This window comes from Streptomyces sp. NPDC044984, assembly GCF_040646935.1.
Classification (GTDB): Bacteria; Actinomycetota; Actinomycetes; order Streptomycetales; family Streptomycetaceae; genus Streptomyces.
In genome coordinates this window covers 46,137-60,930 of the sequence record NZ_JBEZBE010000015.1, presented here as the reverse complement: position 1 = coordinate 60,930, position 14,794 = coordinate 46,137, and the positions used below count along the sequence as shown (strand labels likewise).

General features: G+C 73.6%; 13 protein-coding genes. 2 read left to right on the top strand and 11 right to left on the bottom strand.

All coding sequences use genetic code 11. The features are described from left to right. Positions 1-9 precede the first annotated feature (9 nt). From AB0A94_RS18135 to pdhA, 6 genes are all read right to left on the bottom strand, one after another. Positions 10-1,104, bottom strand: coding sequence for a potassium channel family protein (locus AB0A94_RS18135; protein ID WP_361745381.1), 1,095 nt, complete (start codon positions 1,102-1,104; stop codon positions 10-12). Next, entirely contained in the window at positions 1,101-2,453 is a 1,353-nt protein-coding gene (locus tag AB0A94_RS18130; protein WP_361745379.1) for a molybdopterin molybdotransferase MoeA, read from the bottom strand. The genes AB0A94_RS18135 and AB0A94_RS18130 overlap by 4 nt, the downstream gene beginning before the upstream one ends. Next, positions 2,453-3,337 carry an NTP transferase domain-containing protein gene (locus AB0A94_RS18125; protein WP_361745566.1) on the bottom strand — a complete coding sequence of 295 codons (885 nt, stop codon included), beginning with the start codon at positions 3,335-3,337 and terminating at the stop codon, positions 2,453-2,455. Before AB0A94_RS18125 ends, AB0A94_RS18130 begins: the two co-directional genes overlap by 1 nt. Before the next feature lie 243 nt (positions 3,338-3,580). Next, on the bottom strand, positions 3,581-5,044 hold the full coding sequence (locus AB0A94_RS18120; protein WP_361745377.1) for a dihydrolipoamide acetyltransferase family protein: 1,464 nt from the start codon (positions 5,042-5,044) through the stop codon (positions 3,581-3,583). Further along, on the bottom strand, positions 5,044-6,048 hold the full coding sequence (locus tag AB0A94_RS18115; RefSeq protein WP_361745375.1) for an alpha-ketoacid dehydrogenase subunit beta: 1,005 nt from the start codon (positions 6,046-6,048) through the stop codon (positions 5,044-5,046). The genes AB0A94_RS18120 and AB0A94_RS18115 overlap by 1 nt, the downstream gene beginning before the upstream one ends. Then, positions 6,045-7,187: a pyruvate dehydrogenase (acetyl-transferring) E1 component subunit alpha gene (pdhA, locus tag AB0A94_RS18110; RefSeq protein WP_361745374.1), complete on the bottom strand. Its 1,143-nt coding sequence runs from the start codon at positions 7,185-7,187 to the stop codon at positions 6,045-6,047. Before pdhA ends, AB0A94_RS18115 begins: the two co-directional genes overlap by 4 nt. Positions 7,188-7,372: 185 nt before the next feature. Between pdhA and AB0A94_RS18105 the strand changes: the two genes are divergently transcribed. Next, a complete protein-coding gene (locus AB0A94_RS18105; RefSeq protein WP_361745564.1) occupies positions 7,373-7,858 on the top strand; it encodes an Lrp/AsnC family transcriptional regulator in 486 nt (161 codons plus the stop codon). Positions 7,859-7,880: 22 nt separating this feature from the next. Here AB0A94_RS18105 and AB0A94_RS18100 read toward each other — a convergent pair whose 3' ends face one another. Then, the gene (locus AB0A94_RS18100; protein ID WP_361745372.1) at positions 7,881-8,471 is read right to left on the bottom strand and encodes a TetR/AcrR family transcriptional regulator; all 591 of its coding nucleotides are present in this window, start codon (positions 8,469-8,471) and stop codon (positions 7,881-7,883) included. Then, complete coding sequence (locus tag AB0A94_RS18095; protein ID WP_361745370.1) at positions 8,468-9,982, bottom strand: 3-hydroxyacyl-CoA dehydrogenase; 1,515 nt, start codon at positions 9,980-9,982, stop codon at positions 8,468-8,470. The genes AB0A94_RS18100 and AB0A94_RS18095 overlap by 4 nt, the downstream gene beginning before the upstream one ends. A 161-nt stretch (positions 9,983-10,143) precedes the next feature. Between AB0A94_RS18095 and paaN the strand changes: the two genes are divergently transcribed. Then, positions 10,144-11,835, top strand: a complete 1,692-nt coding sequence (gene paaN, locus AB0A94_RS18090) for a phenylacetic acid degradation protein PaaN (protein ID WP_361745369.1) — start codon at positions 10,144-10,146, stop codon at positions 11,833-11,835. 9 nt (positions 11,836-11,844) lie between these two features. Here the strand turns inward: paaN and AB0A94_RS18085 are convergent, their stop codons facing one another. Genes AB0A94_RS18085 through AB0A94_RS18075 form a run of 3 tightly spaced genes read right to left on the bottom strand, consistent with a single transcriptional unit; the run spans position 11,845 to position 14,697 of the window. Beyond that, positions 11,845-12,618 (bottom strand): TrmH family RNA methyltransferase, encoded by a 774-nt coding sequence (locus AB0A94_RS18085; protein WP_361745367.1) that lies wholly within the window; start codon positions 12,616-12,618, stop codon positions 11,845-11,847. Positions 12,619-12,628: 10 nt separating this feature from the next. Next, the gene (locus AB0A94_RS18080) at positions 12,629-13,870 is read right to left on the bottom strand and encodes an HTTM domain-containing protein (RefSeq protein WP_361745365.1); all 1,242 of its coding nucleotides are present in this window, start codon (positions 13,868-13,870) and stop codon (positions 12,629-12,631) included. Then, the gene (locus AB0A94_RS18075) at positions 13,867-14,697 is read right to left on the bottom strand and encodes a DUF5819 family protein (RefSeq protein WP_361745363.1); all 831 of its coding nucleotides are present in this window, start codon (positions 14,695-14,697) and stop codon (positions 13,867-13,869) included. The genes AB0A94_RS18080 and AB0A94_RS18075 overlap by 4 nt, the downstream gene beginning before the upstream one ends. Positions 14,698-14,794 lie beyond the last annotated feature (97 nt).

Sequence of the window (14,794 nt, the reverse complement as noted above, 5' to 3'; positions counted from 1 at the left end):
GAGGCCGCCTCAGCCGCGGAACGGACGGACGTCGGGCGCGATCTGTGTGCCCGGCGTCGCCCGCACGATCGTGATCAGCCGGTCCGTCAGTTCCAGCGTCCCGACGTCCGAGTCGTCGTAGCCGAGCACCCGGTGCCCGCGTACGACGCTCACCACCAGGTCGCCGACCTCGCGGGGCACCTTGCCCACCTCGGCCTTTATGACCGGCCGCTCCACGATGTCGAGCCCGGAGCCCTGCTGGATGAGGTCCTCCATGACCATGCCGGCCGAAGGGCTGAGCACGGACAGCCCGAGCAGCCGCCCGGCCGCGCTGGCGCTGGTGATGACCGCGTCGGCCCCCGACTGCTTCAGCAGCGGGGCGTTCTCCTCCTCGCGCACCGCGGCCACGATCTTCGCGCCCCGGTTGAGCTGCCGCGCCGTCAGCGTCACGAGGACCGCCGTGTCGTCGCGCTGCGTCGCGATGATGATCTGCCGGGCCCGCTGCACCTCGGCCCGCTTCAGCACCTCGCTGCGCGTGGCATCCCCTATGACACCCGCGTAACCGTCCGCCGTGGCCGCGTCGACCGCCTTCGCGCTGGGATCGACGACCACGACCTGCTCCTTCCTGAGCCCGGTCGCACAGACGGTCTTGATCGCGGACCTGCCCTTGGTGCCGAACCCGACGACGACGGTGTGATCGCGCAACGCGGACCTCCAGCGGTTCAGTCGCCACTCCTCCCGCGTGCGTTCGGTGAGGGCCTCGAGGGTGGTGCCGACCAGAATGATCAGGAACAGCACGCGCAACGGCGTGATGACGAAGATGTTGGTGAGCCGGGCGGCGTCACTGACCGGAGTGATGTCGCCGTACCCGGTGGTGGAGAGGGTGACGGTCGCGTAGTAGAACGCGTCGAGGAGATCGAGGGATCCGTCGGAGTTGTCGTTGTAGCCGTCGTGGTCGGCGTACACGACGAACGCCGTCACCACCAGCACCACCAGGGCCCACGACAGTCGTTTGGTGACCTGGCGGATCGGATGCTCCACCAGTTTCCTCGGGAGTTTCACCCGATGGGTCACCAGGTGTTCGTCCGCCTGGCGGGCGATGGCGTCCTGGCCCGGAAGTTTCACGTGAAACACACCCCGATTCCTCCGGACGCCCAGGGCAGGTCGAGCAGTTCCGCCTCCTGGCCCGGCCGTGCTCCACCGGGAGGTACGACGGCGAGCGCGTCGGCCGCCGCGATACCGCGCAGCATGGCCGGGCCGTTGTAGAGCAGCGGCAGCGCCCGGTCACCGCGCAGGGCCACCGGGACCAGCCGGGTGTCGTACGGATGCCCCTGCACCCCGTCCCGCAGCGGCAGCGCGTACGGCTCGGGGGCGGGGCGCGCGGCGAGGGTGCGCAGCAGGGGCTCGGCGAGCGTGAGCAGGCCGGAGACGGCGGCGAGGGGGTTGCCGGGCAGGCCGACGAGGTGCTGGTTCTCCTTGGTGCGGGCCAGGAGCATGGGGTGGCCGGGGCGCACCCTGACGCCGTCCACGAGGAGTTCGGCGCCGATGCGGCGCAGTGTGGGGTGCACGTGGTCGACCGGGCCCGCGGCGGTGCCGCCGGTGGTGACGACGACATCGGCGTCGGACGCCGTGATGGCCTCGTACAGCGCCTGTTCGGTGTCGCCGATCCGGCGTACGGCGGTCACCTCCGCGCCGAGCGCGCGCAGCCAGGGCGGCAGCAGCGGGCCGAGCGCGTCCCGGATCAGCCCGTCGTGCGGCAGGCCCTCGCCGAGCAGTTCGTCACCGAGGACGAACACGTCGACGCGGGGGCGGGGGACGGCGCTGAGCGTGTCGTACCCGGCGGCGGCGGCCATGCCCAGGACGGGCGGGGTCACCGGGACACCCACGGGCAGCAGCTGGTCGCCGCTGCGGCACTCCTGGCCGCGGGGGCGGATGTCCTGGCCGTGGGTGACCGTGTGCGGCGGCCGGGTGGCGGCGGTGACGTGCAGCCGGCCCTTGTCGTCGGTGCGGCCGTGTTCGCTGCGGAGCACGGCGGTGGTGTCCGGGGGGATGCGGGCGCCGGTGGCGATGCGGACGGCCTCGCCGTCGGTGAGCGGCGGGTGCGCGGCGTGCCCGGCGAGGACGCCCTCCTCCCGTACGGACCAGGGGCCGGGGCCGGAGACCGCCCAGCCGTCCATCGCGGAGGTGTCGAAGGAGGGCAGATCGGTGAGGGCGGTGAGGGGGGCGGCGAGGGTGAGGCCCAGGGCGGAGGCGAGGGGGACGGCGACCGGGGCCAGGCAGCCGGTGCGGCCGCCGGTGCCGTGACGCGGGGCGCGTTCGGCGATGGCGCGGGCGTCGGTCCAGGCGGTGGCGTCGTGGTGCGGGTGGCGGGGGGTTTCGGTGGTTCCGCCGGGGTGTTTCCTCACGAGAGCGAGCGCCTCCTCGACGTCGAGGTCGTCGGCGTTCTTGTCGGCCCGGACGGCGCGCGGGGTCATCAGGCGTCCGGGCGGGTGTCGGGGGCTTCGGGGACTTCAGGAGTGGCGTCGGGGGCTTCGGGGGTGGTGCCGGGGGTTTCCTCGTCGGCCCAGCGCAGGGCGAGTGCCGCGGCCTTGCGGGCCGCCTCGGCGACGGCCTCCCGGCCGCCGCCCGCCTGTGCGGCCGCGTAGCCGACGAGGAAGGTGGTCAGCGGCGCGGCGGGCCGGGCCACCCCGTGGGCGGCGTCGCGGGCGAGGTCGAGCAGCACGCCGGTGTCGACGTCCAGGTCGATGCCCAGCTCGTCCCTGACTGCGGAGATCCATTCGTCCAACACGTGTCCATGCTCCCTGATGCGTGCCCTGGCGGTGGCGATGTCGTCCCAGGTGTCGCAGTCGAAGGACGCCACCGGGTCGGAGATGCGGGTGAGGTCGAGCGAACCGGTCAGCCGGCGCAGGGGCAGCCCGGTCAGCTCGCCGTGCCGGCCGGTGAGCGCGGCCAGTTCGCGGCGCAGGGGACCGGTCCGGTACGCGGCGACGAGCGGCTGGTCCCGGCCGTCGGAGTCGGTCAGCAGCACGCCGTCGGTGGTGGCGCGGCGGCGGAGGGGCGTCAACAGCCCCCGTACCGTCCGGCAGTCGAGGAACGGCAGGTCGGCGGAGAGGACGACGACGTGGTCGGCCGTGGTGTGCCGGAGCCCGGCGGCGAGCGCGGCCAGGGGTCCGCCGCCCGGGGGGTCCTCGCGGGCCCAGATCACGGGCCGTGCGGTGGGGCGGGAACCGGCGACGACCACCGTGGTCCGGGCGCCGGCGCAGGCCGCGAGCACCCGGTCGAGCAGCGCCCGTCCGCCCACCCGTACGCCGGGCTTGTCCGCGCCCCCGAGCCGCCGGGCGGCGCCACCGGCGAGCACGACGGCGTCGTACGCGGGGTCGGGGCTCCCGAGGGGATCTTCGGGAGGATCACCGGAGGGGTCGCCGGGAAGACCACCGGAGGGATCGCCGGAAGGACCGCCGGGTGGCTGATGCTCGGTCACCCTCCGAGTATGCGTGCCCCCGCGATCACAGGGAACGCGGGGGCACCGAGAGACGACCGGGGAGATCCGGAAGACCGAGGAGACGCGGGAGACCCGGGAGACCGAGGACTTGAAGCGGACTCACAGCGACCGCAGCAGCACCGCCGGTTGTTCGACACAGTCCGCCACGTACCGCAGGAAGCCCCCCGCGGTGCCGCCGTCGCAGACCCGGTGGTCGAAGGTGAGCGAGAGCTGCACGACCTGCCGCACCGCCAGCTCGCCCTCGTGCACCCACGGCTTGGGGACGATGCGGCCGACACCGAGCATGGCGGCCTCGGGGTGGTTGACGATCGGTGTGGAGCCGTCGACGCCGAACACGCCGTAGTTGTTCAACGTGAAGGTGCCGCCCGTGAGTTCCGCGGGCGTCAGCGTGCCCGACCGGGCCGCCTCGGTCAGCCGGGCGAACTCGGCCGTGAGCGACTCGGCGTCCCGCGCGTGCGCGTCCCGGACGACGGGGACGACGAGCCCCCGGTCGGTCTGCGCGGCGAAGCCGAGGTGCACGTCGCCGTACCGGACGATCTCCCTGGCCTCGGTGTCCACCGAGGAGTTGAGCTCGGGGAAGCGGGCGAGTGCGGCGGTGCAGATGCGGGCCAGCAGGGCGATGACGGATATCTTCGGCCCGCCTGCCGCGTTCATCGCCGCGCGGGTCCGCATCAGTTCGGTCGCGTCGGCGTCCACCCAGCAGGTCGCGTCGGGGATCTCGGTGCGGCTGCGGGAGAGCTTGTCGGCGACGGCCCCGCGGATTCCCTTGAGGGGGACACGGGTCACGCCCGGAGTGCCCGCGGCCGGTGCCGGCGCGCCCGCCCGGTCGGCCCGCGTGTGCGGTTCGCCGGCCGTCACGCCCGTACGGCTCTGGGCGGCGGCGGCGCGCAGGGCGTACTCCACGTCCGCGCGGAGGATCAGGCCGTCGGGGCCGGAGCCGGTCAGCTCCCGCAGGTCCAGGCCGTTCTGCCGGGCCAGCCTGCGCACCAGGGGCGAGATCACGGGGACGGGGCCGTCCGCCGCGCCCGGGGTGCGGGCCTGCGCGACGGCGGGCCGCGCGGTCCTGGGCCGTCCGTTCGCCACGGGGGCGGAAGGGGCGGAGGGGGTCGTGGATGCGGAGGGGGCCGCGGATGCGGCAGGGAGCGCGGGTGTCGCGGGTGTCGTCCGCGGCGGACGGACGCGGCGGCGCCGGGCCGGGGCGTCCGCGGTGCCGTAGCCGACCAGGACGTTGCCGGAGCCCTCGGTGGCCGGGGTCCGGCCGCGCGCGTCCTCGGATTCCGCGGGGCTCGCGTCCCCGGCCGGGCGGTCGTCGGCCGGCTCGCCCACCGCCACCGTCAGCAGCGGAGCGCCGACGGGCAGTTCCGTGCCCTCCGCGCCGAAGCGGGCCGTGACGACACCGCCGTAGGGGCAGGGCACGTCCACCATCGCCTTGGCCGTCTCAACCTCGACGACCGGCTGGTCCACGGCGACGACGTCACCGACCTCGACCAGCCAGCGCACGATCTCCGCCCCGGTGAGCCCCTCACCGAGGTCGGGCAGCTTGAACTCCAGCACCTGTGCCATCAGCTCTCGGCCTCCCACTGCAGACGCCCCACGGCGTCCAGGATCCGGTCCACTCCGGGCAGGTGGTGGCGCTCCAGCATCGGCGGCGGGTACGGCAGGTCGAACCCGGCCACACGCAGCACCGGCGCCTCCAGGTGGTGGAAGCAGCGCTCCGTGACCCGGGCCGCGATCTCCCCGCCCGGGCCGCCGAAGCCGCCCGACTCGTGGACGACGACCGCGCGTCCCGTCCGCCGTACCGAGGCGCACACCGTCTCGTCGTCGAACGGCACCAGGGAGCGCAGATCGACGACTTCGAGGTCCCAGCCCTCGGCCCGGGCCGCCTCGGCCGCCTCCATGCAGGCGGGCAGCGACGGCCCGTACGTGATGAGCGTGGCGCTCCGCCCCGAGCGCCGCACCACCGCACGGCCTATCGGTTCAACGGCCGTCGGCTCCTCGGGGTTCCAGGAGTCCTTCGACCAGTAGAGCCGCTTGGGCTCCAGGAAGACGACCGGGTCGTCGGAGGCGATGGCGGCGCGCAGCAGCCCGTAGGCGTCGGCGACGGTGGCGGGCGTGACCACGTGGAGCCCCGGAGTCGCCATGTAGTACGCCTCGGAGGAGTCGCTGTGGTGCTCGACCCCTCCGATGCCGCCGCCGTAGGGGACGCGGACGGTGAGCGGCAGGGGCATCTTCCCGCGCGTGCGGTTGCGCATCTTCGCGACGTGCGAGACGAGCTGCTCGAACGCCGGGTAGGCGAACGCGTCGAACTGCATCTCCACGACCGGCCGCAGCCCGTACATGGCCATGCCGACGGCCGTGCCGAGGATGCCCGCCTCGGCCAGCGGCGTGTCCGTGCAGCGGTCCTCGCCGAATTCCTTCGCGAGTCCGTCGGTGACCCGGAACACGCCGCCGAGGGTGCCGACGTCCTCGCCCATGACGTGCACGGACGCGTCGGCGGCCATGGCGTCGCGCAGGGCCCGCGTGAGGGCCTGCGCCATGGTGGCCGGCTTGACGGCGACGGTGGTCATCGCTGCGCCCCTTCCGGCTCGGCCTCGGCCGCCAGCTCGGCCCGCAGCTGCTCGCGCTGCTCCAGCAACTGGGAGGTGGGCTCGGCGTAGACGTGGGTGAAGAGGTCCATGGGGTCGAGCGCCGGGTCCTGGTTCATCCGGGCACGCAAGGAGGCGGCCATGGTCTCGGCGTCCTGGCGGGCGGTCTCGACGCCGGCCTCGTCGAGCAGTCCGCGCCCGGTCAGCTCGTGCTCCAGCAGTGCGATCGGGTCGTGCCGCTTCCAGGTCTCGACCTCGGCGTCCCCGCGGTAGCGGGTGGCGTCGTCGGCGTTGGTGTGGGCCTCCACGCGGTACGTGACCGCCTCGACCAGGGTCGGGCCGCCGCCCGCGCGGGCGCGGCGCACGGCGTCGGCCAGGACCTCGTGCACGGCGGCGGCGTCGTTGCCGTCGACCAGGCGGCCGGGCATGCCGTAACCGACGGCCTTGTGGGCCAGCGACGGGGCCGCGGTCTGCTTGGCGAGCGGTACGGAGATCGCGAAGCCGTTGTTCTGGACGAGGAAGACCACCGGGGCCTGCCAGACGGCGGCGAAGTTCAGCGCCTCGTGGAAGTCGCCCTCGCTGGTGCCGCCGTCGCCGACCATGGCGAGCGCGACCACGTCGTCGCCCTTGAGGCGGGCGGCGTGCGCGAGACCGACGGCGTGCGGCAGCTGGGTGGCGAGCGGGGTGCTCAGCGGCGCCACGCGGTGCTCGCGGGGGTCGTAACCGGTGTGCCAGTCGCCGCGCAGCAGGGTGAGGGCCTCGACGGGGTCCACCCCGCGCGCGACGACGGCGAGGGTGTCGCGGTAGCTCGGGAAGAGCCAGTCGCGCTCCTCGAGGACGAGCGCGGCGGCGACCTCGCAGGCCTCCTGGCCGGTGCTGGAGGGGTAGACCGCGAGACGGCCCTGCTTGGTGAGGGCGGTGGCCTGCGCGTTGTAGCGGCGGCCCTTCACCAGCTCCGCGTACAGCCGGCGCAGCAGCTCCGGGTCGGCCCCGGCGGCCGCCTCGGTGCCGAGCACGCGGTACGGCTCCGCGTCGGGCAGCAGCGGCGCGGGGTCGGTACGGGGCTGCCAGGCGGGCGGCGGGGTCGGCCGGTAGGCCCCCCGCTGCTCCATGACCGTCATGACGGCACCTCCTCGTGGGATGTCGGAGGCACGGCGTCTGTGACGTGCCTCACCAACCGATTGTTCGGTCGTCGGCGCATTTTGGCTACGGGTGGCACCAGGCTGTGGACAAACGGTTCTCCACATCCTGAGATGGATGCAGGACGTCCACGGCGGAGAGGTGGGGGCAGGTGGCATCTGAACAAATGGCCGATGGCCGGGAGGGGACCGGGCCGTTCACTCCCGCGCGGCCCCTGGACGCCATCGACCAGGACATCCTGCGGATGCTCCAGGCGGACGGCCGCGCGTCCGTACGCTCGGTCGCCGAGCGGGTCCACGTCTCCCGCGCGAACGCGTACGCGCGCATCAACCGGCTGGTCGAGGACGGCGTCATCCGCGGCTTCGGGGCCCGCGTCAACCATGAGCGGGCCGGCCACGGAACGTCCGCCTACATCACCCTGAAGATCGTCCAGAACACCTGGCGCACGGTCCGCGAGCATCTCCGGCAGCTTCCGGGCGCCTCGCACATCGCGCTGGTGGGCGGCGACTTCGACGTCCTGCTGCTGGTGCACACGCCCGACAACCGGGCGCTGCGCGAGCTGGTGCTCACCCGGCTCCAGGCGATCCCCGAGGTGCTCAGCACGCGCACGCTGCTGGTGTTCGAGGAGGAGGACCTGGAGCCGCAGGGGTGAACGGGCCGGGTGCCCGTGCGCCTCAGGACGCCTTGCGCAGCCCCCCGAAGGCCAGCTGGGCCACCGCGTCGGCCACCTCGCGCTCGCTCATGCCGCGCCCGTCCGGCCGGTACCACTCCACGATCGAGTTGATCATGCCGAAGACCAGCCGGGTCACCAGGCGCACCTCTATGTCCTCGCGCACGTCTCCGTCGGCCGCCGCCGCCTTCAGCAGCGCCGCCACCCGGTGATCGAACTCGCGCCGCCGCTCCAGCGCCCACCGCTCGGTGCCCGTGTTGCCGCGCACCCGCAGCAGCAGCGTCACGTACGGCAGCTCGGCGATCAGCACCTCGACCATCCGCCGTACGACGTACTCCAGCCGCTCGGCGGCGCGCCCCACGCGCGCGTGCTCCTCGTCGAGGATGGCGAAGAGCCCGTCCAGGGCCCGGCTCACCGCGCGGCGCAGCAGTTCCTCCTTGCCGGCCACGTGGTGGTAGATCGACGACTTGGAGATGCCGGCGGCCTTGGAGAGGTGCTCCATGGAGGTGCCGTCGTAGCCGCGCTCGTTGAACACCTGGACGGCTACGGACAGCAGCGTCTCCGGGGTGTACGTGTCGCGCCTGGCGGTGGTCATGGGGTGTCCTCCCCCTTGCGGGCGGCGCACGCGTACCGGTAGAGCGCGAGGGAGGGCGCGTAGCGGCCGGACGGGTCGATCTCGTGCAGTTCGTCCAGCAGGGCGCCGGCCCAGCCGCGGCCGAGTCGGCGGCTCCACTCGAAGGGCCCCAGGGGGTAGTTCACACCCAGCCGCATCGCGGTGTCGACGTCCTCCTCGGTGGCGACGCCCTTGGCGACGGCGTCGACCGCGAGGTCGATGATCCGGGCCACCGTCCGCGCGACGATCATCCCGGGAACGTCCCCGATGACGCTGACCTTCTTGCCGAGCGCCTGGAACAGTCCGGTGGCCTCGGCGACGGTCCGCGTGGAGGTGTCCTGGCAGTGGGACAGGGCGACGCGGGTGGCCGCGCGGTAGTCGAGGGCGAGGTCGAAGTAGACGACGTCCCGGAACTCCGCGGAGGTCTGGCCGTCGGCGAGCACCAGTTGGCCGCCGCCGGGCAGCACCAGGCGGGTGCCGTTGTCCTCGTCCTCCTCGCGCACCTGGATGCCGGCCTCGCGGATCAGGGCGAGCAGCTCCGAGGCGGGCCCCAGACCACCCTCGGCGACCACGTACGCGGGCGGCTCGGCGGGCTCGGCGGTGTGCGGCTCGGGGCGCTCGGCGCCGTCCCGGTGGTCGTACCAGCCCTGGCCGCTCTTGCGGCCCAGACGGCCCGACTCGACCAGCCGGCGCTGGGCGAGCGAGGGGGTGAAGCGCACGTCCTGGAAGAAGGACCGCCACACCGAGTGGGTGACGGACTCGTTGACGTCCTGGCCGATGAGGTCGGTCAGCTCGAAGGCGCCCATCCGGAAACCGCCGGACTCGCGCAGGACCGCGTCGATGGTGGCCGGGTCGGCGCCCTGGGACTCGTACACCGCGAAGGCCTCGGCGTAGAAGGGCCGGGCGACGCGGTTGACGATGAAGCCGGGGGTGTCGGCGCAGGCGACGGGCGTCTTGCCCCAGGCGCGGGCCGTCTCGTACGCGCGCGTGGCGTACGTGACGTCGGTGGCGAACCCGGAGACGACCTCGACGAGCGGCAGCAGCGGCGCGGGGTTGAAGAAGTGCAGGCCCACGAAGCGGCCGGGGACGCGCAGGGCGCCGCCGATCGCGGTGACGGAGAGGGAGGAGGTGTTGGTGGCGAGCAGGCAGTCGTCGGAGACGATGTCCTCCAGCGCGCGCAGCAGCTCCTGCTTGACGTCCAGGCGCTCCAGGACGGCCTCGACGACCAGGGCGCAGTCGGCGAGCTCGCCGAGCTCGGCGGCGGGCCGCAGACGGGCGCGCGCGGCGTCCCGCTCGGCGGCGGTGAGCCGCTCCTTCTCCACCAGCCGGTCCAGTCGGGCGCCGATCGCGTCGGCCGCCTCGCGGGCCCGGCCGTCAGCGGCGTCGTACAGCCGCACGGGGTGGCCCGCGACCAGCGCGACCTGGGCGATTCCCTGGCCCATGGTGCCGGTGCCGACCACGGCCACGGGACTGCTGAGGTCGAGTGCTGTCATGTGCGCGATCCTCCCGCACGGGGTTGTCCACGGATGCGGCGGACCCCCTTGTCCCGACCGATCGTTCGGTTACTCTAACTCTGACCGCCCATCCCTGACTACGTTTCCGCACAGGTCCATGAGCTCGACGAAGAGTTCCTGAGACGAGGAGTTGGTCCCGCATGGCCGCCGAACTCACCGCGCACGAGCTGATCGCCCGCCACCGTCCCACCCTGGACCAGGCGCTGGAGGCGATCCGCACGCGCGCGTACTGGTCCCCGCACCCCGAGCACCCCAAGGCCTACGGGGAGAACGGCAGCCTGGACACGGCGGCGGGCAAGGCCGCCTTCGACGCCCTGCTCGGCACCCGCCTCGACCTCGGCCAGCCCGGCACGGACGGCTGGGTGGACGGCGAGACCTCCCCGTACGGCATCGAGCTGGGCGTGAGCTACCCGCACGCGGACCTCGACGAGCTGCTGCCCGCCATGAAGGCCGGGATGCGGGCCTGGCGGGACGCGGGCGCGGAGACCCGCGCGGTGGTCTGTCTGGAGATCCTCAAGCGGATCAGCGACCGGACCATGGAGTTCGCCCAGGCGGTCATGCACACCTCCGGCCAGGCGTTCATGATGGCGTTCCAGGCCGGCGGCCCGCACGCGCAGGACCGCGGCATGGAGGCGGTGGCCTACGCGTACGCGGAGCAGGTCCGCACGCCCGGCACCGCGGAGTGGGCCAAGCCGCAGGGCAAGCGCGACCCGCTCGCGCTCACCAAGGAGTTCACGCCCGTCCCGCGCGGCATCGGCCTGGTCATCGGCTGCAACACCTTCCCGACGTGGAACGGCTACCCGGGCCTGTTCGCCTCCCTGGCCACCGGCAACGCGGTCCTGGTCAAGCCGCACCCCCGCGCGGTGCTGCCGCTCGCGCTCACCGTGCAGGTGGCCCGCCAGGTGCTCACCGAGGCCGGTTTCGACCCGAACCTGGTGGCGCTCGCCGCCGAGCGTCCCGGCGAGGGCATCGCCAAGACCCTCGCCACCCGTCCCGAGATCCGGATCATCGACTACACCGGCTCCACGGAGTTCGGCGACTGGCTGGAGGACAACGCCCGCCAGGCGCAGGTGTACACCGAGAAGGCCGGCGTCAACACGGTGATCGTGGAGTCGACCGGCGACTACCGGGGGATGCTGTCCAACCTGGCGTTCTCCCTGTCGCTGTACAGCGGCCAGATGTGCACCACCCCGCAGAACCTGCTCATCCCGCGCGGCGGCATCACCACCGACCAGGGCCCCAAGTCCTTCGACGAGGTCACCGCCGACCTCGCGAAGGCGGTCGACGGACTGCTCGGTGACGACGCGCGCGCCAACGCGCTGCTGGGTGCGATCGTCAACCCGGACGTGAAGGCCCGCCTGGAGGCCGCCGCCGGTCTCGGCGAGGTCGCCCTCGCCTCCCGCGAGATCGCCCACCCGGAGTTCCCGGGCGCGGTGGTGCGCACTCCGGTGATCGTGAAGCTCGACGGCGCCAAGCCGGACGCCGAGGCCGCCTACATGAGCGAGTGCTTCGGCCCGGTCTCCTTCGCCGTCGCGGTCGACTCGGCCGACGACGCGGCTCAGCTGCTGCGGCGCACGATCCGCGAGAAGGGCGCGATGACGGTCGGCGCGTACACGACCTCCCCGGAGGTCGAGGAGCAGGTCCGGGAGGTCTGCCTGGAGGAGGCCGCCCAGCTCTCCCTGAACCTCACCGGCGGGGTGTACGTCAACCAGACGGCCGCCTTCTCCGACTTCCACGGCTCCGGCGGCAACCCGGCGGCCAACGCCGCCCTGTGCGACGGCGCGTTCGTGGCCAACCGGTTCCGGGTGGTCGAGGTGCGCCGGGAGGCGTAGGACGCCGTTTCAGGAGGGTGCGCCCCCGGTGGCGCTCCAGTGGTACAGCGTCATGGCCACACTGGTCGCGAGGTTGTAGCTGGAGACCTGGGGGCGCATCGGCAGCGCCACCAGGTGGTCGGCCCGCGCGCGGAGCTCCGCCGACAGTCCGCTGCGCTCGGAGCCGAAGGCGAGCAGCGCGTCGTCCGGCAGCTTCAGCGAGCGGATGTCCGCGCCCTCCGGGTCGAGCGCGAAGACCGGCCCCGGCGGCAGCTCGTCGACGGTCAGCCGCTCCACGGCGGTGGCGAAGTGCAGCCCCGCCCCGCCGCGCACGACGGTGGGGTGCCAGGGGTCGAGCGTGCCGGTGGTGACGACCCCGGTCGCCCCGAAACCGGCGGCCAGCCGGATCACCGCGCCCGCGTTGCCGAGGTTGCGCGGATTGTCCAGGACCACCACGGGGGCGGTGCGCGGGGTGCGCGCCAGCTTCCCGAGGTTGCCCGCGCGGGAGGGGCGTACGGCCAAAGCAGCCACGGCGGTGGGATGCGGGCGCGGCACGAGGGCGGCGTACGTCTCGTGGGGCACCTCGGTCAGCAGCTCCGCCAGCGTCTCCCGCACGTCCCCGGCCAGCTCGTCGGCGAGGGCGAGCGCGCCGGCCCGGTCCGCGGTGAGCGCCACCCGGACCTCGGCCCCGAAGCGCACGGCGTGCTTGAGGGCGTGGAAGCCGTCGAGCAGCACGGCGGTGCCGGCCAGGCGGTGCCAGGCGGACACGAGGCCGGCCGGGGTCTCGGGAGCGGGGTCGGTCATGGTGTGCAGCCTACGTGCGCGGGCCCGGCACCCCGCCGGGTGCCGGGGCGGCCTCCACCGGGTCCCCTCCGGCGGGGCGGCCGGCCGGGGGTCGCGGCCGCGGAATCCACGTCCCGCGCGGGCGCAGCCGCCCGCACGCGCGTGCCGCGAGGTTCCCGAGGCGGCGCAGGAAGGACGTCGGCAGGAAGACCGCGTCCGCCGCGATCATCGCCAGGGAGAAGAAGGGCAGTCCGAGCACGACGGCGATGACCGCGTGCTCCAAGATCATGAAGGCCAGCAGGACGTTCTTGACCCGCCGGTTGAACAGCGTGAACGGGAAGGCGACCTGCACGGCGACCGTCGCGTAGGTCACCAGCATCACCATGGTGCCGCTGGCCGACAGCAGGTCCGCGAGAGTCGGCCAGGGGGAGAAGTACTCCAGGTGCAGGGGGTAGTAGACGGCGGTGCCGTCCTGCCAGCGGGAGCCCTGGACCTTGTACCAGCCGGCCGTGGCGTAGATCAGACACGCCTCGGCCATGATCACCAGCAGCGCGCCGTTGTGCACGATGTTCGTGACGACGTCCAGCAGGATCCGCGGCTGCCCGGTCCTCGCGCCGCGTCCGACCAGCCACCACAGCGCCTGCGCGAGCCACACGGTCCACAGCAGCAGCGGTATGAACCGGTCGCCGTCCGTCCGGCCCGCCAGTGTCGCCAGGAGCAGCAGGAGGCCCAGCACACCCCACAGGAGCGGGCCGACCCGGTCGCGCGGCCGCTCGCCCCGCGCACGCGCCCCGGCCGCGCGGCGCGCACGCCGCGCGTCCAGGGACCAGACCTGGCCGCAGCGCGTGAACACCAGGTAGATCGACATCAGGTGCAGGACGTTGTCGCCGCCGTCCCCCATGAAGACGCTGCGGTTCTGCAGCGCCAGCACGCCCATCATGAACAGCACCGACATGGTGCGGGTGCGCCAGCCGAGCAGCAGCAGGAGGCTCCACAGCACGGCGAGCGCGTAGACGGCCTCGAACCAGACCCGGCCGTCCGACCACAGCAGCGGCGTGAAGGCGCCGTTCGTCGCGACCAGCTGATCTGCGAGGTCCCAGCTCCAGGGCCCGTCGGGGCCGTACAGCTCCTGGCGGTGGGGGAACTCGCGCAGCAGGAACAGCAGCCAGGTCAGGCTGAAGCCGATGCGGATCACGGCGGTCTGGTGGGGGCCGAGCGCGGAGTCGGTGACGCGGGCCGTCGCACGGGACAGCGCCGGCGAGAAGCGGTTCATCCCACGCCTCCCCGGGCCTCGTCCTCGGGCACCGGCCACCAGGACAGCGTGCGGTACACGGGCGTGGTGGAGATCTCCTCCCCGCTCCACTCGGGCGGCGGCACCTGCGCGGTCCGTGAGCGGATCTGGACGCGCTCGACGGCACCGTCCGGACCGGCCGCGTCCGCGCGGTCGAGGCGCAGCACCGTGATCCGGCGCAGGTACGTCTCGGACAGCGCTCCGCGCAGGCCCACCGGCCGGTTGTCGTCGTCGTGCGTGGCGACGAAGAAGTCCCAGGCGCGGCGCAGTTCGTTCTGCTGGGTGTGGCTGGGCAGGAGGTTGCCGTCGATGGCACGGCCGTCCTGCGCGGACAGGTCGTACCAGCCGGTGGTCCGTGTCCCGCCGTCCGCCGCGCGGATCTCGGCACGCACCTGGACGGCGATGTTCTGCTGCAACGGGTTCGGCGCGAACAGCTTCCAGTTCTGCTCGAACTCCGGGTAGATCCAGTTCTCGACCGTCTCGCCGTGCTCCTTGCTGACCGTGTTCGCCGGCGCGACGTGCAGGAACGTCATGCCGAGGTGCGCACAGACCACGACCGCGACGACCGCGAGCGCCGCCGCGGCGGCGATCCGGTAGCGCAGGGAGAGCGCGGCCACCCCGGTGCGGGGTCCGGCGGGGGAGTGCGGCGCGGGCGGGCCGTCCGCGGACCGCCCCGGATCGGGCGGAGGGGTCCGGGGTCCTGGCGGGTCCACCGGCGACGTGGGTCCGGGCAGGGCGGGGCGCGGGCCGGGCACGTCCTGCCCGGCGGGCCCGTGCCGGGCGTCCGAGCCCTTGTCGTACGCGTTCATCCCGCCCCGATCCACCGATCCCGGTCCGTCACCGCTTCCGCCCCGCCGCGAGGGCCCGGTACCGATCCGCCGCGTCGCACGGAACGGTACTCAGCAC